General features: G+C 66.3%; 19 protein-coding genes. 12 read left to right on the top strand and 7 right to left on the bottom strand.

Annotation, left to right across the window (positions count from 1 at the left end):
* Nucleotide 1 precedes the first annotated feature (1 nt).
* From DN387_RS17720 to DN387_RS17690, 7 genes are all read left to right on the top strand, one after another.
* On the top strand, nucleotides 2–1975 hold the full coding sequence (locus DN387_RS17720) for a heme lyase CcmF/NrfE family subunit (RefSeq protein ID WP_167400228.1): 1974 nt from the start codon (nucleotides 2–4) through the stop codon (nucleotides 1973–1975).
* Complete coding sequence (locus tag DN387_RS17715; protein WP_043861843.1) at nucleotides 1972–2508, top strand: DsbE family thiol:disulfide interchange protein; 537 nt, start codon at nucleotides 1972–1974, stop codon at nucleotides 2506–2508. Before DN387_RS17720 ends, DN387_RS17715 begins: the two co-directional genes overlap by 4 nt.
* Nucleotides 2505–2981 carry a cytochrome c-type biogenesis protein gene (locus DN387_RS17710; protein WP_054915617.1) on the top strand — a complete coding sequence of 159 codons (477 nt, stop codon included), beginning with the start codon at nucleotides 2505–2507 and terminating at the stop codon, nucleotides 2979–2981. The genes DN387_RS17715 and DN387_RS17710 overlap by 4 nt, the downstream gene beginning before the upstream one ends.
* Nucleotides 2974–4158, top strand: a complete 1185-nt coding sequence (gene ccmI, locus DN387_RS17705; RefSeq protein WP_054915616.1) for a c-type cytochrome biogenesis protein CcmI — start codon at nucleotides 2974–2976, stop codon at nucleotides 4156–4158. The genes DN387_RS17710 and ccmI overlap by 8 nt, the downstream gene beginning before the upstream one ends.
* 10 nt (nucleotides 4159–4168) lie before the next feature.
* Nucleotides 4169–4579 carry a hypothetical protein gene (locus tag DN387_RS17700; protein WP_043861846.1) on the top strand — a complete coding sequence of 137 codons (411 nt, stop codon included), beginning with the start codon at nucleotides 4169–4171 and terminating at the stop codon, nucleotides 4577–4579.
* A 50-nt stretch (nucleotides 4580–4629) separates the two neighbouring features.
* Complete coding sequence (locus DN387_RS17695; RefSeq protein WP_054915615.1) at nucleotides 4630–5568, top strand: 2-hydroxyacid dehydrogenase; 939 nt, start codon at nucleotides 4630–4632, stop codon at nucleotides 5566–5568.
* Between the two features lie 91 nt (nucleotides 5569–5659).
* Entirely contained in the window at nucleotides 5660–6073 is a 414-nt protein-coding gene (locus DN387_RS17690) for a GFA family protein (protein ID WP_054915614.1), read from the top strand.
* On the opposite strand, the gene DN387_RS17685 is transcribed toward DN387_RS17690, so the two are convergent.
* Nucleotides 6066–6959 carry a LysR substrate-binding domain-containing protein gene (locus tag DN387_RS17685; protein ID WP_054915613.1) on the bottom strand — a complete coding sequence of 298 codons (894 nt, stop codon included), beginning with the start codon at nucleotides 6957–6959 and terminating at the stop codon, nucleotides 6066–6068. The two genes, DN387_RS17690 and DN387_RS17685, sit on opposite strands and share 8 nt — an antisense overlap.
* 156 nt (nucleotides 6960–7115) lie before the next feature.
* On the opposite strand from DN387_RS17685, the gene DN387_RS17680 reads away from it, so the two are divergent.
* From DN387_RS17680 to DN387_RS17670, 3 genes are all read left to right on the top strand, one after another.
* Nucleotides 7116–8048 (top strand): DMT family transporter, encoded by a 933-nt coding sequence (locus DN387_RS17680; RefSeq protein ID WP_054915612.1) that lies wholly within the window; start codon nucleotides 7116–7118, stop codon nucleotides 8046–8048.
* A 91-nt stretch (nucleotides 8049–8139) separates the two neighbouring features.
* Nucleotides 8140–8478, top strand: coding sequence for an FKBP-type peptidyl-prolyl cis-trans isomerase (locus DN387_RS17675; protein WP_043861851.1), 339 nt, complete (start codon nucleotides 8140–8142; stop codon nucleotides 8476–8478).
* A gap of 325 nt (nucleotides 8479–8803) precedes the next feature.
* Complete coding sequence (locus tag DN387_RS17670; RefSeq protein WP_054915611.1) at nucleotides 8804–9466, top strand: hypothetical protein; 663 nt, start codon at nucleotides 8804–8806, stop codon at nucleotides 9464–9466.
* A gap of 3 nt (nucleotides 9467–9469) precedes the next feature.
* On the opposite strand, the gene DN387_RS17665 is transcribed toward DN387_RS17670, so the two are convergent.
* The 3 genes from DN387_RS17665 to DN387_RS17655 all read right to left on the bottom strand — a co-directional run bounded on the left by DN387_RS17665 (nucleotide 9470) and on the right by DN387_RS17655 (nucleotide 11579).
* Nucleotides 9470–10147 (bottom strand): hypothetical protein, encoded by a 678-nt coding sequence (locus tag DN387_RS17665; protein ID WP_043861855.1) that lies wholly within the window; start codon nucleotides 10145–10147, stop codon nucleotides 9470–9472.
* Entirely contained in the window at nucleotides 10147–11043 is an 897-nt protein-coding gene (locus tag DN387_RS17660; RefSeq protein WP_143516676.1) for a hypothetical protein, read from the bottom strand. The genes DN387_RS17665 and DN387_RS17660 overlap by 1 nt, the downstream gene beginning before the upstream one ends.
* 98 nt (nucleotides 11044–11141) lie before the next feature.
* Complete coding sequence (locus DN387_RS17655) at nucleotides 11142–11579, bottom strand: Lrp/AsnC family transcriptional regulator (RefSeq protein ID WP_043861856.1); 438 nt, start codon at nucleotides 11577–11579, stop codon at nucleotides 11142–11144.
* 131 nt (nucleotides 11580–11710) lie between these two features.
* On the opposite strand from DN387_RS17655, the gene DN387_RS17650 reads away from it, so the two are divergent.
* Both DN387_RS17650 and DN387_RS17645 read left to right on the top strand, forming a co-directional pair.
* Nucleotides 11711–12616, top strand: coding sequence for a DMT family transporter (locus DN387_RS17650; protein WP_054915609.1), 906 nt, complete (start codon nucleotides 11711–11713; stop codon nucleotides 12614–12616).
* An 81-nt stretch (nucleotides 12617–12697) separates the two neighbouring features.
* Entirely contained in the window at nucleotides 12698–13618 is a 921-nt protein-coding gene (locus DN387_RS17645) for a class I SAM-dependent methyltransferase (protein WP_102063796.1), read from the top strand.
* Nucleotides 13619–13720: 102 nt separating this feature from the next.
* Here the strand turns inward: DN387_RS17645 and DN387_RS17640 are convergent, their stop codons facing one another.
* From DN387_RS17640 to DN387_RS17630, 3 genes are all read right to left on the bottom strand, one after another.
* Nucleotides 13721–15172, bottom strand: a complete 1452-nt coding sequence (locus tag DN387_RS17640; RefSeq protein WP_054915608.1) for a PepSY domain-containing protein — start codon at nucleotides 15170–15172, stop codon at nucleotides 13721–13723.
* A 48-nt stretch (nucleotides 15173–15220) separates the two neighbouring features.
* The gene (locus tag DN387_RS17635; RefSeq protein WP_054915607.1) at nucleotides 15221–17374 is read right to left on the bottom strand and encodes a TonB-dependent siderophore receptor; all 2154 of its coding nucleotides are present in this window, start codon (nucleotides 17372–17374) and stop codon (nucleotides 15221–15223) included.
* Nucleotides 17375–17464: 90 nt separating this feature from the next.
* Entirely contained in the window at nucleotides 17465–17851 is a 387-nt protein-coding gene (locus DN387_RS17630; RefSeq protein ID WP_043859887.1) for a DUF2946 domain-containing protein, read from the bottom strand.
* Nucleotides 17852–17882 lie beyond the last annotated feature (31 nt).

Below are 17882 nucleotides of genomic sequence, written 5' to 3'. Positions count from 1 at the left end.
GATGATTCCCGAGCTGGGCCAGTTGGCGATGATCCTGGCCATCTGTTTTGCCGGCGTTCAGGCCAGCGTGCCGCTGCTCGGCGCCTGGCGGGGCGACAGCCTGTGGATGAGCCTGGCACGCCCGGCGGCGTGGGGCCAGTTCGCCTTCCTGGCGTTTGCCTTCGCCTGCCTGACCCATGCCTTCATGACCGACAACTTCTCGGTGGCGTATGTGGCCAGCAACTCCAACAGCGCCTTGCCCTGGTACTACAAGTTCAGCGCCGTGTGGGGCGCCCACGAAGGCTCGCTGCTGCTGTGGGCGCTGATCCTGGGCGGCTGGACCTTCGCCGTGTCGATCTTCTCGCGCCAGTTGCCGCAGGTGATGCTGGCCCGGGTGCTGGCGGTGATGGGCATGATCAGCGTGGGCTTCCTGTCGTTTCTGATCGTTACCTCCAACCCGTTCCAGCGCCTGCTGCCGCAGGTGCCTGCCGATGGTCGCGACCTCAACCCGCTGCTGCAGGACATCGGCCTGATCGTGCACCCGCCGATGCTCTACATGGGCTACGTGGGCTTCTCGGTGGCCTTCGCCTTCGCCATCGCCGCCTTGCTCGGCGGGCGCCTGGACGCGGCCTGGGCACGCTGGTCGCGGCCCTGGACCATCGTGGCCTGGGCGTTCCTGGGCATCGGCATCACCCTGGGCTCGTGGTGGGCCTACTACGAACTCGGCTGGGGTGGCTGGTGGTTCTGGGACCCGGTCGAAAACGCCTCGTTCATGCCGTGGCTGGTGGGCACCGCACTGATCCACTCGCTGGCCGTCACCGAGAAGCGCGGCGTGTTCAAGAGCTGGACCGTGCTGCTGGCGATCGCTGCGTTTTCGCTGAGCCTGCTGGGCACCTTCCTGGTACGTTCCGGCGTGCTGACCTCGGTGCACGCCTTTGCCGCCGACCCCGAGCGCGGCGTGTTCATCCTGATCTTCCTGCTGTTCGTGGTCGGCGGTTCGCTGACCCTGTTCGCCTTGCGCGCCCCGGTGGTCAAGAGCCAGGTCGGGTTCGCCCTGTGGTCGCGGGAAACCCTGCTGCTGGCCAACAACCTGGTGCTGGTGGTGGCGGCCTCGATGATCCTGCTGGGCACCCTGTACCCGCTGGTGCTCGATGCACTGACCGGGGCCAAGCTGTCGGTGGGGCCGCCTTACTTCGATGCGCTGTTCATCCCGCTGATGGCCCTGCTGATGGTGGTGATGGCGGTCGGCGTGATCGTGCGCTGGAAGGACACCCCGACGAAATGGCTGGTGAGCATGCTCACCCCGGTGGCGATCGGCAGCGTGGTGCTGGCACCCATCGGCGGGCTGCTGGTGGACGACTTCGACTGGCAGGTACTGACCACCTTCGCCCTGGCGGCGTGGATCCTGCTGGCCGGCGTGCGCGACCTGCTCGACAAGACCCGTCACAAGGGCCTGCTCAAGGGCATGCGCGGCCTGAGCCGCAGTTACTGGGGCATGCACGTGGCGCACCTGGGCATCGCGGTATGCGCCCTGGGCGTGGTGCTGTCGAGCAACAACAGCGCCGAACGCGACCTGCGCCTGGCGCCGGGCGAGTCGATGGAACTGGGCGGCTACCAGTTCGTGTTCGAAGGCGCCAAGCATTTCGAAGGGCCGAACTTCACCTCCGACAAGGGCACCGTGCGCGTGCTGCGGGACGGTCGTGAAATCAGCGTGCTGCACCCGGAAAAACGCCTGTACACCGTGCAGCAGTCGGTGATGACCGAGGCTGGCATCGATGCCGGTTTCACCCGCGACCTGTACGTGGCGCTGGGCGAGTCGCTGGACAACGGCGCCTGGGCCGTGCGCGTGCACGTCAAGCCGTTCGTGCGCTGGATCTGGCTGGGCGGCCTGCTGACCGGCCTGGGCGGCCTGATGGCGGCGATGGACAAGCGGTATCGGGTCAAGGTGAAAAGCCGGGTACGTGAAGTACTGGGTATGTCGGGAGCAACTGCATGAAGCGTTGGATCATGGTGCTGCCGCTGGCGGTGTTTCTGCTGGTGGCGGTGTTTCTGTACCGGGGCCTGTACCTGGACCCGTCCGAGCTGCCCTCGGCGATGATCGGCAAACCCTTCCCGGCGTTCTCGCTGCCGACCGTGGAAGGCGACCGGACCCTGACCCGCGACGACCTGCTGGGCAAGCCGGCGCTGGTCAACGTGTGGGCCACCTGGTGCCCCTCGTGCAAGGTCGAGCACCCGGTGCTGAACAAGCTGGCCGAGCAGGGCGTGGTGATCTACGGGGTCAACTACAAGGACGAGAACGCGGCTGCGATCAAGTGGCTGACCGAGTTCCACAACCCCTACCAGATCGGCATCCGTGACGAGCACGGCACCCTCGGCCTGGACCTGGGTGTGTACGGCGCGCCGGAGACCTTCATCATCGACGCCAAGGGCATCATCCGGCACAAGTTCGTCGGCGTGGTCGACCAGACCGTGTGGCGCGAGCAACTGGCGCCGCTGTACCAGGGCCTGCTCGACGAGGCCGGCCAATGAGGCGCTGGCTGGCAGGCGTGCTGCTGGGCCTGAGCATCGCCGGCGTGGCCCACGCGGCCATCGACACCTATCAGTTCGCCGACGACGCCGAGCGCGAGCGTTACCACGTGCTGACCAAGGAACTGCGCTGCCCCAAGTGCCAGAACCAGGACATCGCCGACTCCAACGCACCGATTGCCGCCGACCTGCGCCGCGAGATCTTCCGCATGCTCGGCGAAGGCAAGGACAACCAGCAGATCATCGACTTCATGGTCGACCGCTATGGCGACTTCGTGCGCTACAAGCCGGCCCTGACGGCGCGTACCTGGCTGCTGTGGTTCGGCCCGGGCATCCTGCTGCTGGGCGGCTTCGGCATGCTGGCGCTGATCGTGCGCAAGCGCCGTACCCAGGCGGCGGGCGGCACCGTCGACCTTTCCCCCGAGGAGCGTGAGCGCCTCGCCAAACTGCTGGACAAAGAACGCACCCATGACTGAATTCTGGCTTCCCGCAGGCCTGCTGTTACTGGTAGCCCTGAGCTTTCTCCTGATCCCGGTGTTGCGCGTGCGTCGTGCGCAACAGGAAGAAGACCGTACCGCGTTGAACGTGGCCCTGTACCAGGAGCGCGTGGCCGAACTGCAGGCCCAGGGCGAGGCCGGTGTGCTCACCGCCGAGCAACTGGACCGTGGCCGCGACGAGGCCGCCCGCGAATTGCTGGCCGACACCGACAACGCCGAACCCGACCGCAGTGCGCGCCTGGGCAAGACCTTGCCGCTGCTGGCCGCGGTGCTGGTGCCGGTGATGGGCCTCGGGCTGTACCTGCACTTTGGCGCCAGCGACAAGGTCGAGCTGACCCGCGAGTTCGCCCAGGCGCCGCAGTCGGTGCAGGAGATGACCTCGCGCCTGGAGCGTGCGGTGCAGGCCCAGCCAGACTCGGCCGAAGGCCTGTACCTGCTGGGCCGTGCCTACATGGCCCAGGAACGCGCCGCCGATGCTGCCAAGGCCTTCGAGCGCGCTGCTGCCCTGGCCGGGCGTCAGCCTGAGCTGCTTGGGCAATGGGCGCAGGCGCTGTACTTCGGTAACGGCAAGCAGTGGACAGCGCAGATGCAGGCGTTGACCGACGAAGCGCTCAAGGCCGATCCGGCGGAAGTCACCAGCCTGGGGCTGCTGGGTATCGCCGCGTTCGAGGACGGGCGCTACCAGCAGGCCATCGACTACTGGAACCGTCTGATTGCCCAACTGCCCGAGGGCGATGCCTCGCGTGCCGCGCTGCAGGGCGGCATCGAGCGTGCTGGCGAACGGCTCAAGGCCGCGGGCCAGGCGCCGGCCACCAGCGCACGCCTGACGGTGCGGGTCGAGCTGGCGCCGGCGCTCAAGGACAAGGTGCGTCCCGATGACAGCGTGTTCATATTTGCCCGCGCCAGTTCCGGGCCGCCGATGCCGCTGGCGGCCAAGCGCGTGACCGTGGCCGACCTGCCGATCGAGGTTCAGCTCAGCGACAGTGATGCGATGATGCCGAACATGAAACTGTCGAGCTTCCCCGAAGTCCAACTGGTTGCGCGCGTCTCCCGTGCCGGCCAGCCGACCAAGGGCGAGTGGATCGGCCGTGGCAGCCCGCTGGCCAGCAGCACCGAGGCGCCGCAGCACCTGACCATCGACAGCCCGGACCCGTAGAGAGCTCACTATGAACAGCATCGCACGCCTCACCCTGATCGCCCTGGCCGTGGGCTTGAGTGCGTGTACGGTGCATCGGCCCAGCGAGCCCACTGTGCCGCCGATCGAAACCCTGCCGCCGACCGGGCCGGTGATCAAGCCGGTGCCGGGGCCCAAGCCAGGTACCCCGGCCACGCTGCCGACGCCCAAGCCGATGCCACGCACCTCTGCAAGCTTCGCGCCGCCGCCGGGTGGCGCCAGCCACTGGGACCCGAAACTCGGGGTGTACGTGCTCGAAGGCAAGACCAACACCTTCTACCGCCAACGCACCTACTACCGCTTCAGCAATGGCTGGAGCTGGGCCACCAGCCCTGACGGCCCCTGGCAGGACACCGACAGCAGCGGCGTGCCGGGCGGCCTGGGACGGGCTTTCGCCCAGTAAGCCCAAGCCGGCATAATGCCCCTTTTTTGCGAATGGCCAGGGGGCAGGGCATGACACACAAGGTACTGGTGCTGGTAGAAACGGTGGATGACTACCTGCCCTTGCTCGAACAGGCCGGCTTCGAGCTGATTCGTGCACAGACCCCGGCCCTGCGTGCCGAGGCCATCGCCCGCCACGGCGGCGCAATCGATGCGGTACTGACCCGCGGGCCGCTGGGCTTGCGGGCCGACGAAATCGCCGCCTTGCCCCATCTGAAAATCATCTGCGTCATCGGCGCCGGCTACGAGGAAGTGGACCTGGCAGCGGCTGCTGCGCGTGGCATCACCGTGACCAATGGCGCCGGTGCCAACGCCACGGCGGTGGCCGACCATGCCCTGGCGCTGCTGTTCGCCATCGTGCGCGATATTCCCCGTGCCGATGCCACCACCCGCCAGGGGCAGTGGAACCGTGTGATCAGCCCGTCGCTGAGCGGCAAGCGCCTCGGGGTACTGGGCCTTGGCGCGACGGGGTTGGCGATTGCCCGGCGTGCGGCGCTGGGCTTCGACATGCAGGTCAGCTACCACAACCGCCGGCCACGCACCGACGTGCCCTACACCTGGTGCGAAAGCCCGCTGGCGCTGGCGGGGGAGGTGGACTTTCTGATCGTTGCCACCCCGGGCGGGGCCGGTACGCGCCACCTGGTCGACGCGGCGGTGCTGGACGCACTGGGGCCGCAGGGTTTTCTGGTGAACATTGCGCGGGCCAGCGTGGTGGACACCGATGCGATGGTGGCTGCGTTGCGCGAAGGGCGTATTGCCGGGGCCGGGCTGGATGTGTTCGATGCCGAGCCTGAAGTCCCGCAGGCACTCAAGGTGCTGGACAACGTGGTGCTGACCCCGCATGTGGCCGGACAGTCGCCGGAAGCGGCGCGCGATACGGTGGCGCTGGTGCTGCGCAACCTGCAGGCGTTCTTTGCCGGGGAACCGGTGTTGACCCCGGTGACGGCGTAATCCGCTGTAGGAGCCGGCCTTGCCGGCGAAAGGGCCGGGGCCGACTGCTGCTAGACTTCAGCCCTACCGCTCACCGCAAGGACCCTGCACCATGTCCCAACCCCAGGAAAAACACGGCAGCTGCCTGTGCGGCGCCATTCACCTCAGCGTCAGCCTCGACAACGCCAGTGTCAGCGCCTGCCATTGCAGCATGTGCCGCAAATGGTCCGGTGGCCCGTTGATGGTGGTGCACAGCACCCAGACCCTCAGGCTCAGCGGCGACACCCCGCGCATCTACGATTCCTCCGAGTGGGCCCAGCGCGGCTTCTGCGGCACCTGCGGCACCCACCTGTTCTATCGCCTCAAGGCCGGCGGCTTCGACGCCGTGCCGGTGGGCGTGCTCGATGGCGAGAGTGACTGGGCGCTGGAACTGCAGATCTACATCGATCAGAAGCCGGGCTACTACTGCTTCGCCAACCAGACCCAGACCCTCACCGGCGCCGAGGTGCAAGCGCAGTTCAGTTGAGCGCAAGCAACCAGTCCCTGAACACCTGGGCCGCCGGCGAGCACACGCGCTGCCTGTCGTGCACCAGGTAGTCGGCCTGGCCGGTGTGCACGACGAACTCCGACACCGGCCGCACCTGCCCGCTGGCGATGCGCTCGCGGGCCATGAACTCCCAGCCCAACCCCACCCCCATACCCTGCATCACCGCGTCGAACACCAGGGTGATCTGATTGAATGTCACCGCATCGGCCGGCGCCTTGTAGCGCACCCCCAGGTGCGCGAACCAGTCGGGCCAATCCAGACAGTTCCAGGCCGAGGCATCCAGCTGGATCAGCGGCAGGGCCTGCAGCGCCGCCAGCGAATCGGCTGGCGGCAGGGCCCGCTGGGTGCTGACGATGGGGTAGATGCATTCATCGAACAGCTTGTCGGCCTGCAGTGAACTCCAGCGGCCATGGCCGTACAGCACGCCGAAGTCATAGTTGCCCACCACGCGTTCATCCATCTCGTTGCTGGCATGGATGTTCACTGTCAGCTCGGGGTGCTGTGCGTTGAAGCGCAGCAGCCGCGGGAACAACCAGTACTGTGCCACCGCATGGGTGCAGATCACGCTGACATTGCGGCTGCCGTGCCCGCTCTTGAGGCGCAATACGTTGGCAAGCAGGCTGTCGAGCATCGGCTCGACGATGGCATTGAAGCCACTGCCGGCGGCGGTCAGGGTGATGCCGCGGGCGCGGCGTTCGAACAGCGGCGCACCCAGGTGTTCTTCAAGCAGCTTGATCTGTTTGCTCACCGCGCTCTGGGTCAGCGACAGCTCGGCGGCGGCGCGGGTGAAACTGCCGGTGCGTACCACCGCCTCGAAAGCGATCAGGGTATCCAGCGGGGGCAGGTGACGGCTGAAGCGGCTCATTGCGGGGTCTTCGGTTCAGGGAATGGCTGGATGGTAAACCCGGTGCTTTGCGCTTTAAAGGTATTCCCCATGGGAATGCCTGCATGCCGAATGATCTTTTGCCTGGACGCCTGCATTTGGCTAGCCTGCGTGCTCTGAAAAACGAGGAGCAGGCAAGTGAAACGGGGTGTGGCGTATGCCGGCGTGGCCGGTGCGATGTGGGGCATGGTGCTGATGGTGCCGCAACTGCTGCCGGAGTTCAGCCCGGTGCTGCTGGCCTGTGCGCGGTTCGTCCTGCTAGGGGCGGTATCGCTCGCGCTGCTGCTGCCAATGCGCAAGGCGCTGCGTCAGCTCGAACGGGCAGACGTGTGGATGCTGGCGCGCCTGGCGCTGATCGGCAACCTGCTGTACTTCATGTGCCTGGTGGCGGCGATCCAGCGCCTGGGCGTGGCGCCGGCATCGCTGATCGTTGGTGTGCTGCCGCTGACCATCACCCTGTACGGGCGCAATGACAGCGGCGCGGTGGCCCTGTCGCGCCTGGCCGGGCCATTGGCGCTGATCCTGGCGGGCATGCTGTGCATCAACCTGCAGACCTTCGCGGTGGAGCCGGGGGCGGTGCAGGACAAGCTCGCCGGGCTGCTCTATGCGCTGGCCGCGCTAGCGTGCTGGACCTGGTACGCCACCTACAACAGCCGCTATCTCAAGCAGTGCCGGCACCTGGACAGCCATCAGTGGTCGGTGCTCACCGGGGTGGTGACCGGCGTGTTCAGCCTGGTGCTGGTGGCGCTGCTGTGGGTGTGGCAGCCGCAGCAGTTGCAGGTGCAGGCCACTGCTGAGCGCTGGCAGCTGTTCTGGGCGATCAGCCTGGGTTGCGCGCTGTTTGGCTCGTGGCTGGCGGGGGTGTTGTGGAATGCGGCAGCCAAGCGCATGCCGCTGACCCTGAGCGGGCAGTTGATCGTGTTCGAGACCCTGTTTGCCTTGCTATATGCGTTCATCTGGCGCCAGAGCGGGCCGAACCTGCTGGAGGGCGCGGCGATCGTGCTGGTGGTGGGCGGGGTGTGCTGGTCGATGCGCCAGCACGAGCCGGTGACAGCCGGCGCCACCTCATGATCCGCGTTCGCTCCCCACAGCCTTGCAAAACACGGCCATTGCTGCGAAAACGCATCGGCAGAAAACGTCCCATAGCCGTCAGAGATCACCCATGAGCAACGAACTTCAAATCATCGACCTCCAGTTGGGCGACGGCAAGGCGGCCGTCAAGGGGGCGCTGATCACCACCCAGTACACCGGCTGGCTGGACGATGGCAGCGTATTCGATTCCTCCCACCAACGCGGCAAGCCGTTCCAGTGCGTGATCGGCACCGGCCGCGTGATCAAGGGCTGGGACCAGGGCCTGATGGGCATGCAGGTGGGCGGCAAGCGCAAGCTGATCGTGCCGGCGCACCTGGGTTACGACGCGCGCAGCGTAGGCAGCATCCCGCCGAATTCGACCCTCACCTTCGAGATCGAGTTGCTCGAGGTCCTCACCCGCGACGATTGACCCCCAGAGCCCCTCGCGCCAGGCCGCCAACCGGCTGGGCATCCACGCCGAAGACCCGCTGCCATCTTCGAGCACCTGAGCAGTTCGGTTGAAGAAGCGATCCGGCGCAAGCTGATCTGAGCGTCATCATCGCGAAACATCCCTGCGCCAGACTGGCGCGGGCTCAAGGCTGAGCCGGCACGGATGAACCAAACGGGTTTGCGACACTCTCAAGCACGCCCGTTTCCACGGATGGAACGACAGACAGGGATCACCCCGCAGCCTCGGCTGCGGGGTGGCACAGGCGGGTCAGCCTCAACCCTATTTGTCGCAAAGAGCCCGTGCCATGAAGTTGCCCTCCTTTTTTCGGCGTTATCGCCCTGCGCTGTTTTCCGTTCCGCTGGTCGTCGGCGGCGTCCTGCTGACTTTCGAAGCGCTCGAAAGCCGAGCCCAGCCGGTGGACGGCACCCAGACCCTGGTCTTCCTGCGCCACGCAGAAAAGCCCGGCGAAGGCCTCGGGCAACTGAACTGCCAGGGCCTCAACCGCGCCCTGGACCTGGCCACTCTGCTCCCGGAAAAATTCGGCCCCGCCGACTACGTGTTTGCCGCCAACCCCAGCCGCGAAGTGGAGGAGGGCAGCAACGACAATGCCTACAGCTATATCCGTCCGCTGATGACCATCAGCCCGAGCGCGATCAAGCTCGGCCTGCCGGTGAACATCGACTTCGGCGCCAACGACACCGGCGACCTGGCCGACGAGCTGCTGCAGGACAAGTACCGCAACGCCACGGTCTACACCGCGTGGTCACACGGCTACCTGCCCGAGCTGATCAACACCGTGGCCGGCAAGGCGCTGGGCGAAAAACGCACCATCACCGACGACTGGGACGGCGAGGATTTCGACTCGCTGTATGTGCTGACCCTGACCTGGCACGACGGCAAGGCCAGCCTGCTCAGCCGCAACTACAAGCAGGGGCTGGACAACGGCGACCTCGCCTGCCCGAGCTGAGGGCTAGTTCACCACCTCGAAGCGTGCGCTGGCCTCGCGCCACTCGAACGTCTTGCCCAGGCAATACGGGCTGGAAGGGATGAGCACCTGGGTGGCGCCACCCTGCAGGCGTACCTGGACGGTGTCGATACCCTTGCTGCGACAGCCCGGCACCTTCACCTCCAGCGTCTGCTGCAGCTTGCCGGTGGCCTTGTCCATCACCTGGATGGTTTCGAGGGCGGCATAGTCCATGTCCATCGGCAACTGGAAGTAGAAGCGTTCGGTGGATGCGGCCTGGGGCAGTACCGCGCCCGGCGAGGGTGTCTGCAGGCCGATGTCGGCCACCAGCTTGAGCGTGAAGGGCAGCTGCTTGCCGCTGGCGTAGGCGGTCCAGGTGCCTTGCAGCGGCTGGGCACGGCTGCTGAAATCGGCTTTCTGGAAATGCAGGCGCGCGGTGGGCAGGCCGCCGCTGTCCAGTTCGTCCATGGCGAAGTTGTAGGTGTCGGTGTTGCGCGTGGGCTTGAGCCGGATCGGCGTGTGGTAGCGCTCGTAGTAGTAGATACCGGTCACGTAGTCGTTGGTGCGCTCGATCACCAGCGTCACCGGCAACCCGCCGAGTTTGCCCTGGTACACGGAATGGTAGGCCAGGGCATTGGCGCTCAGGCACAGCAGCAGGCAGGCGAACAGGGTACGAAACGGCATCAGAAAGGCTCCACGCTGTGGCGCTGCCACACCAGTTGCTTGGGGTCGACGAAGTGGTAGTACTGCCAGTCGCTGGTCCCGGTGTCGTAGTTGCTGCCCTGGCGCTGGGCTACCCAGCCGGGGGCGGGGAACTTGAGCGCGCCCTTGTCGCCCAGCGCTTCGAGTTCGGTGTGGCGTTGGTAGGTATTGCTGGTGGGCTGGTACAGGTAGAACTGGTCCGGCTCCTGGTTGGCGCCGCCGGTGGCGCGCTGGCCGATGGGCGAGGCCCTGAAGTCGATGATGCCGTCACCGTTGTAGTCGGCGAAGGTCAGGGTCCGGGTGCCGTTGAACGCCAGCGCCAGGTTGTCCAGCACCTGCAGTGTGCTGCCGCTGGCGAGGTCGATGATGGTGATGCGATCGACCTTGCCGGTGTATTCGCCCTCGGCCTTGCTGGCGTGCACATAGAAGCTCTTGCCGCGGTTCTGCGGCTGTTGCAGCAGCTCGCCTTGCCAGCTGGAGCGCTGCTCGTCGCTGAAGCGAGTCTGGCGCGTGAGGCTGAAGGGCACACGTTCGCGGGTGCGCAGGTCGATCCATTCGCCACTGAAGTCGCGATCGTGCGTGAACACGAAGGGGCGCACCCGCAGTGCTGCGGCGGGCATGCGCGGGTTGTCCATGATGTTGATCAGCAGTGGCACGTCCTTGCTGTAGGGCGTCACTTCCAGTGGCTGGCTGGTGTGGTGCTCGGTGTCCAGCAGGTAGCCTTGCACGTACTCGTACTGCGAGGTGTATTGCAGGGCGACCTCGACCTTGCGCTCGCCGAGGGTGCCCTGGTACAGGTTGATCGGGTCGGTGGCGTGGGCGCTGGTGAAGGCCAGCGCCAGGCCCAGCATGCAGAGGGGCCTTGGGAAAGCGAACATGGTGACGGTGCGTCCTTGCGGGAGAGGGGCGCAAGGCTAGCATATGTGTGGAACGTGCCGTTGCTCTGCGAATCCCGCGCTGCCCGCCAGTATGGCGCTTATGCCATCGGCGGCAGCCGTCGCTTCACCGGGCTTTTCTTGACGATGGCGGTGTTGGTTTCGGCGTGGCTGTTGAGCTTGTCGAGCAAGGTGTCGAGCTGCTCCATCGAGCGTACATGCAGGCGCGCGATGAAGCAGTCGTCACCCGTGACCTTGTCGCACTCGGTGAACTCGGGGATGGCGATGATTTGGCGCTCCACCTCCTGCAACTGCCCCGGCAACGGACGAATGCGCACGATGGCCTGCAACTGGTACCCGAAGCTGCGCGGGTCGATGTCGACCGTGTAGCCCTTGAGCACGCCGCGTTCTTCCAGGCGACGCAGGCGCTCGCTGACGCTGGGCGCCGACAGGCCGCTCAGGTGCGCCAGCGCCTTGAGCGAACGCCGCGAGTCTTCCATCAGCGCCTTGATCAACAGCTGGTCGATATCATCAGTCATGCAATCCTCGTCAGGCAGATCAATGAAATTGCCTTGATAAAAAAGGCAAGGCTTGAGTCTAGCCTTGTTTTTGCTATGGAGTGCCCTGGCTTCTCGCTCGCATAATCTGTCCATCGTCTGGGAGGTGAGAGATGGACAATTCAATACGCCGTGGGTCGTTGGAAATGGTCGCCGCGATGCTGATATCCGGCACCATCGGCTGGTTCGTGCTGGTGTCGGGGCAACCGGTGCTGGACGTGGTGTTCTGGCGCTGCGTGTTCGGCGCCGGCACGCTGTTGCTGGTGTGCGCCGTGCTGGGCTTTTTGCGGCCGGGCATCCTCACACGTGCCAGCTTTGCCCTGGCGGTACTCAGCGGGGTGGCCATCGTGGGCAACTGGGTGCTGCTGTTCGGCTCCTATTCACGGGCCTCGATTGCCATCGGTACGGCGGTGTACAACGTGCAGCCGTTCATGCTGGTGGGGCTGGCGGCGGTGTTTCTGGGTGAAAAGCTCAGTGTGCCCAAGCTGTTCTGGCTGGGGGTGTCGTTTGCCGGGATGCTGGCCATTGTGAGTGCCCACGGCAGCGGGCAGGGCAGTGGCGAGGATTACCTGCTGGGCATCGCGCTGGCGCTGGGCGCGGCGTTTCTGTACGCGGTGGCCGCGCTGATCATCAAGCGCCTGAGTGGCACGCCGCCGCACCTGATCGCGCTGATCCAGGTGAGCACCGGCATCCTGTTGCTGGCGCCCTTTGCCAATACCGGCGGCCTGCCGGGCACTGCGGGGGCGCTGGCCAGCCTGGTGACGCTGGGTATCGTGCACACCGGCCTGATGTACGTGCTGCTGTATGGCGCCATCCAGAAACTGCCGACCGCGTTGACCGGGGCGCTGTCGTTCATCTACCCGATTGCGGCGATCTTCGTCGACTGGTTCGCCTTTGGCCATCGCTTGAGCGCGCTGCAATGGCTGGGGGTGGCGGCGATTCTGCTGGCGGCTGCCGGCATGCAGCAGGGCTGGTGGTGGAGGGCGAGCGGCAAGCTGCACGCCACAAGCGACAAGTAAACAGGCGCCCGGCGCAAACTTGTCGCTTGCTGCGTGAAGCTTGCCGCTAAAATAGCCCTTTTTGTCCCAGTGAATCCTGCCATGCCGATTGCCACCCTTCACGCCCACCTGCTCGGTGCCCTGAACCCTGCGCCTGCCGAAACCCGGCGCCTGTTCCATGGGCGCGGGCGCTGCTGGCCGGGGCTCGAACAGATCACCGTGGACTGGCTGCAGGGCGTGCTGCTGGTCTCGCTGTTTCGCGAACCGCCCGAAGGGCAGCTGGCCACGCTGGAGCAGATGCTGCGCACCCTGGCCGCCAGCCCTGGCTGGCCCGGGCAGGCGATTCTGATTCAGCACCGCTACCTGCCCGATAGCCCCGGCCAGTGGTTGCTGGGCGAGCCGAGCGAGCACCGCGTGATCGACGAGGATGGCCTGCGCTATCAGCTGGACCTGGGCCTGAAGCAGAACACCGGGCTGTTCCTGGACATGCGCTATGGCCGGCGCTGGGTGCGCGAGCAGGCGGCGGGCAAGCGGGTGCTCAACCTGTTCGCCTACACCTGTGGGTTTTCGGTGGCAGCGATTGCCGGGGGGGCCGAGCAGGTGATCAACCTCGATATGGCGCGCTCGGCCCTGAGCCGTGGGCGCGACAACCATCGGCTCAACGGGCATGACCTGGGGCGGGTGGGGTTTCTGGGGCATGAGCTGTTCAAGTCATGGGGCAAGGTGCGCAAGAGCGGGCCGTATGACCTGATCATCATCGACCCGCCGACGTTCCAGAAGGGCAGCTTTGTGCTGACCCAGGACTACAGCAAGATCCTGCGCCGCCTGCCGGAGCTGTTGAATGAAGGCGGCACGGTGCTGGCGTGCGTGAACGACCCGGCCATCGGGCCTGACTTTCTGATCGAGGGGATGGCAGCCGAGGCGCCGGGGCTGGTGTTCGTGGAGCGTCTGGCCAACCCACCGGAGTTTGCGGACAGTGATCCGGTGGGCGGGCTGAAGGCGCTGGTGTTTCGCCAGGGGTGAATCTGTTGTGCCAGTGCTGGCCTATCGCGGGTCAAGCCCGCTCCCACAAGGATTGGCACTAACCCTGTGGGAGCGGGCTTGACCCGCGATGCGATCCGAAGGCTAGCGGCGCAAACGCCGCCACCCCATCACCACACCACTCACGCTCAGCACCAGCCCACCCAGGCTGAGCACGATCATCCACCCATCCCACAACGGCCGCCGCGTCAGCAGCGGTAGCCAGTCCCAGCTGTGCAGCAACGCGAACAGCCAGCGTGACACGCGCCGTGGCTGGTCCAGCTGCCCCAGTACTTCACCGGTGTACAGGTCCAGATGCAGCCAGGTCTGCGCCGGGTCGTCGAAGCGCACCCGCAGCACCGGCAGACGCTTTTCAAGATGCCCGAGCATGCTCTGCTCGGCCCGCGCGTAGTAGTAGAAGTCGTAGGCCTCCAACTGCTGCACCTGCATCGCCGGCCCGATCGCCCGCGCCGCCTGCTCCAGCACCGCCCGTGGCAGACGCTGCAGCACCTGGCCGTCGTGCATCGACAGTACCCGCGTGCGTCCCGCGCCGTCCTGGCCCACCACATACCCCGCGCCCCCGATCAGCCGCCACTCCAGCTCGCGGGCGGTGAAGCCCTTGTCGGCAAAGCGCGCCAGTGCCTGGGGCACCGACAGCGGGAACGCCGCCGCATTCAGCGGCCCGCCCTGATACGCCGAGGTATCCAGCGGCTGCGCACTGCTGAACAGCCGCCACGGGTTCATCGACATCAGCCCACTGAAAATCCAGGTGATGGCCAGGGCACCGAACAGCAACCCGCCCACATGGTGCCAGCGTGCCCAGCCCTTGTACGGCGAACGCGAACCGCTGCGGTAGGGCCGGCTGAAACGCCAGCGCATCACCCCCACCACCGCGCCCAGCAGCGCCATCACGCTGGCCGCCAGCGACAGGTAGATCACCAGGTTGCTCCACAACCCGTCCACGCCGATGCCGCGCAACGGATACAGCCAGTGCAGCCAGGCGCCGATCAGGTTCCAGCCGCGCTCGCTGGCGCTGGCATCGCGCACCACTTCGCCGGTCTGGCCGCTGATGTACAGCAAGGTGCCGTCCGTATCGCTCAACTGCACGCGATGCAGCGGCCGGTGCGCATCCAGTGCGCGCGAATGGCTCCACAGGTCTTCCTGCACCGCGTCGCGATAGGTCAGCGGCGCATGCGGGTCGTATTGCCCGGCACTGGCCAGCGCCCGTTCGCGGGTGGTGGGGGCGATGCGCTGGCCGCTAGTTGCGTCCACCGCCACGGCCTTGCCGCTGGCATAGTCGAACAGGTAAAGCGCATGCCCCGCCACGCTGCTCAGGCGTATGCGTGCAGGTTGCGGATCGGCCACCGCCAGCGCCTCGCCCAGCGAGACGCAACAGCCCTGCGCCGACAGCGCCGGCAGGTGCGCCAGGTGCTCGCGCGGGGTCAGCTTGGGGTAGCCCACGTACAGCATCACCATGCCCGAGACGAACCACAGCGCCATGAACACGCAGGTCACGATCCCCAGCCAGCGATGCCACAGATACAGATAACGCTTCATTGCAACGCTCCATCAGGGCCGGGGCGCGAACGCCCCGGCCCGGCCCAGTCAGAAGCGGGTCTGCACCGCCAGTTCGAAGGTGCGCGGTGCACCCAGGTAGAGCATGCTCGACGAGGTCCAGCGTGCGTACACCTCGTCGGTCAGGTTGCGCACCCGCGCGGTGATGCGCGTGTCGGCATCCACCTTGTAGCCGACGAAGGCCCCGAACAGGGTGTACGACGGCGCGTAGCGGGTGTTGGCCGCATCGGCATACACCGACGACACATAGCGGCTGTCGCCGCCCACCTGCCACTGTGGGTCCAGGTCGTAGGTCAGCCACAGGTTGGCCACCCGGTCCGGGGTATTGGTGGGGGTGTTGCCCTTGCGCGAGAACGACTGGCCGCCGACGTTTTCGTTGAACGCGTCGTACTGCGCATCGACATAGGCGAAGTTGCCTTCGGCCAGCAGTTGCGGGGTGACGCGCAGCGCCGCCGCCACCTCGATACCGCGTGACGACTGCTTGCCCACCGGCTGGGTGAAGCCGGGGTTGGCCGGGTCGGCGGTGGCCAGGTTGTCGCGCTCGATGCGGTAGGCGGCCACGGTGGCCGAACCGCGTCCGTCCAGAAAGTCGAACTTGCTACCCACCTCCAGCTGCTTGCCGGTGCTCAGGTCGAAGTCGCGCACCTGGCCGAAGCTGGCGGTGGTGAGCATGCCGGCGGGCGGGTCGGCGGCGGTGCTGTACTGCACATACACGTTGGCCGACGGGGTCAGCTCGAACACCAGGCCCACACGCCCGGTGGTGGGCTGGTAGCGGCGTTTGAACTGCGCCGGGTTGGCCTCGTTGACGGCGCGGTAGTTGCGTACCTGCAGGTCGATGCTGTCGTGGCGCAGGCCCGTCAGCAGGGTCAGGCGATCGGTCAGGGTCAGGCGGTTCTCCAGAAAGCCGGCCCAGGTGTCGACCGTGTTCTGACGGTTCTTCTCGTAGCCGGGGAACATGCCCGGCAGGTCGTAGAAGTGTCCCGGGTCGAAGTGGTCGGGGTCGACGCTGCCGGCAGCGGTGCCCGAGCGCGGGTAGGTCATCTGCACGTTGTGGCTGTAGTCCAGGCCCGTCGACCACTGGCTGCGCAGGCCGAACAGCTGGCCGTCATGCAGCAGTTCCACGCGGTTGCCGTTGAGCTCCTGGTCGTGCCGTTGCAGCAGGCTGCCGGCGCGTTGCACGCGGCTGTTGTCGGCGTTGTAGGTGTAGGTCTCGAGATTGCGGAAATTGCGCTCGGCGTTGTAGTGGTAAAGCGTATTGCGCAGCGAGGTGGCGTCGTCGAAACGGTACTCGGTGATCGAGCGCAGCCAGCGCACGCGCTGCTCGTAGCGCCCGTCCTCGACGTTGTAGTTCTCGAAGCGCCGGCTCTTGTCGACCTTCATCTGGCCGCCCAGCGGGTTGAGCACCGGGCTGCCCCAGTAGGGGCTGTCGACGCTCTCGTTCTGGTATTCGAGTGCCAGGGTGTGGGACAGCTGGTCGTTGATGTCGGTCAGCAGCGAGAACGCCACGCTCCAGGCATCGCGCTCCTCGCGGTCGACGTAGCCATTGCTGCGGGTATGGCTGAAATCCAGGCGCGCATGGTTGGTGTCGTTGAGTGCGTGGTTGAAGCCGAACGAGGTCTCGCTGCTGTCGTAGCTGCCATAGCTGACGCGGCCTTCATTGAAGTCTTCGTCGCGGTTGGCCAGCTTGGTGATGTAGTTGATCGAGCCGCCTACGGCGCCGGCGCCGAACAGGAAGCTGGACGGGCCGCCGACCGCTTCGACGCGGTCATAGATCCAGCTGTCGACCGGGCGTGCGGCGATCGAGTCGTACTGCACGCTGATGCCATTGAACAGCTGGGTGATCTGCGCCCCGGAAAAGCCCCGGTACGACACCGAGCCGGCCGAGCCGGGCGGGGAGGCGGCGTTCAGGCCGGGTACGCCGGCGAGCATGTCCTGGGTGGTCCTGGCGCCGCGCTGTTCGATCTGGTGGCGGTTGACGATGCTGATCGAGGCCGGGGTTTCGCGGGGCGTGAGGCCCAGGCGCGAACCGGTTTGCGAGGGGGTGTCGAGCAAAACGCCGTCCACCGGAATCGGCCGGTCGCTGACCAGTACATCGGGCAGCACGAGTGCCTCGTCGGCAACGGCGTTGAGCGACAGGGCGCAGAGCAGGGCAGTGCAGCCCTGCAAACGTGGGAAAGGGGTCATTGAGCGAACTCTGCAGGTGAGCCAACGGCACCCCCGCGCAGTGGCGCAGGCGTGTGCCGGTACGGGCAGCGGCAAGGCTGCCGGGTTGGATCAGGCCAGCAGGGGGGAGGCGCGCGGGTTGGCCGAGGGCCAGCAGTAGCGAGGTGGTGCCTTGCTGCGCAGTTCGCGGTGGTAGCGGCGCGTGCGGGTGAACGCCAGCAGCCAGCCGATCACCAGGCTCAGGGCCAGGCACACCACGGCCGCGGCACACACCGGGCAGGTTTGCAGGCTGTCCCAGCCGGCGATGGAGGCGTCGCTGTAATCGGTCTTGAGGGTCGGGCCCGGGGTGCCCATGGCCGAGCAGAAGGCTCCGCCGATGCCGTTGAGCTGCAGGCCCATCATCTGCCCGTGGCCGATACCGCAGGCGAACAGATTGAACAGGACGCTGAAGTACAGCGTCCAGGCAATCAGCGAGCGGTCGGCACGGGTAAATTTCATGGCGGCGACTTTAGCACCACCTTCCCATGCC

Source organism: Pseudomonas sp. FBF18 (assembly GCF_024261405.1).
In the GTDB taxonomy this organism is placed as follows: Bacteria; Pseudomonadota; Gammaproteobacteria; order Pseudomonadales; family Pseudomonadaceae; genus Aquipseudomonas; species Aquipseudomonas palmensis.
The sequence above is the reverse complement of the archived record's forward strand: the minus strand, read 5'-3'. Positions and strand labels throughout refer to the sequence as shown.

What these genes read in the sequence shown, in the direction of transcription:
- DN387_RS17720 (WP_167400228.1), top strand. Translation starts at nt 2, where the DNA reads ATGATTCCCGAGCTGGGCCAGTTGGCGATGATCCTGGCCATCTGTTTT.
- DN387_RS17715 (WP_043861843.1), top strand. Translation starts at nt 1,972, where the DNA reads ATGAAGCGTTGGATCATGGTGCTGCCGCTGGCGGTGTTTCTGCTGGTG.
- DN387_RS17710 (WP_054915617.1), top strand. Translation starts at nt 2,505, where the DNA reads ATGAGGCGCTGGCTGGCAGGCGTGCTGCTGGGCCTGAGCATCGCCGGC.
- ccmI (WP_054915616.1), top strand. Translation starts at nt 2,974, where the DNA reads ATGACTGAATTCTGGCTTCCCGCAGGCCTGCTGTTACTGGTAGCCCTG.
- DN387_RS17700 (WP_043861846.1), top strand. Translation starts at nt 4,169, where the DNA reads ATGAACAGCATCGCACGCCTCACCCTGATCGCCCTGGCCGTGGGCTTG.
- DN387_RS17695 (WP_054915615.1), top strand. Translation starts at nt 4,630, where the DNA reads ATGACACACAAGGTACTGGTGCTGGTAGAAACGGTGGATGACTACCTG.
- DN387_RS17690 (WP_054915614.1), top strand. Translation starts at nt 5,660, where the DNA reads ATGTCCCAACCCCAGGAAAAACACGGCAGCTGCCTGTGCGGCGCCATT.
- DN387_RS17685 (WP_054915613.1), bottom strand. Translation starts at nt 6,959, where the DNA reads ATGAGCCGCTTCAGCCGTCACCTGCCCCCGCTGGATACCCTGATCGCT.
- DN387_RS17675 (WP_043861851.1), top strand. Translation starts at nt 8,140, where the DNA reads ATGAGCAACGAACTTCAAATCATCGACCTCCAGTTGGGCGACGGCAAG.
- DN387_RS17670 (WP_054915611.1), top strand. Translation starts at nt 8,804, where the DNA reads ATGAAGTTGCCCTCCTTTTTTCGGCGTTATCGCCCTGCGCTGTTTTCC.
- DN387_RS17665 (WP_043861855.1), bottom strand. Translation starts at nt 10,147, where the DNA reads ATGCCGTTTCGTACCCTGTTCGCCTGCCTGCTGCTGTGCCTGAGCGCC.
- DN387_RS17660 (WP_143516676.1), bottom strand. Translation starts at nt 11,043, where the DNA reads ATGTTCGCTTTCCCAAGGCCCCTCTGCATGCTGGGCCTGGCGCTGGCC.
- DN387_RS17655 (WP_043861856.1), bottom strand. Translation starts at nt 11,579, where the DNA reads ATGACTGATGATATCGACCAGCTGTTGATCAAGGCGCTGATGGAAGAC.
- DN387_RS17650 (WP_054915609.1), top strand. Translation starts at nt 11,711, where the DNA reads ATGGACAATTCAATACGCCGTGGGTCGTTGGAAATGGTCGCCGCGATG.
- DN387_RS17645 (WP_102063796.1), top strand. Translation starts at nt 12,698, where the DNA reads ATGCCGATTGCCACCCTTCACGCCCACCTGCTCGGTGCCCTGAACCCT.
- DN387_RS17640 (WP_054915608.1), bottom strand. Translation starts at nt 15,172, where the DNA reads ATGAAGCGTTATCTGTATCTGTGGCATCGCTGGCTGGGGATCGTGACC.
- DN387_RS17635 (WP_054915607.1), bottom strand. Translation starts at nt 17,374, where the DNA reads ATGACCCCTTTCCCACGTTTGCAGGGCTGCACTGCCCTGCTCTGCGCC.
- DN387_RS17630 (WP_043859887.1), bottom strand. Translation starts at nt 17,851, where the DNA reads ATGAAATTTACCCGTGCCGACCGCTCGCTGATTGCCTGGACGCTGTAC.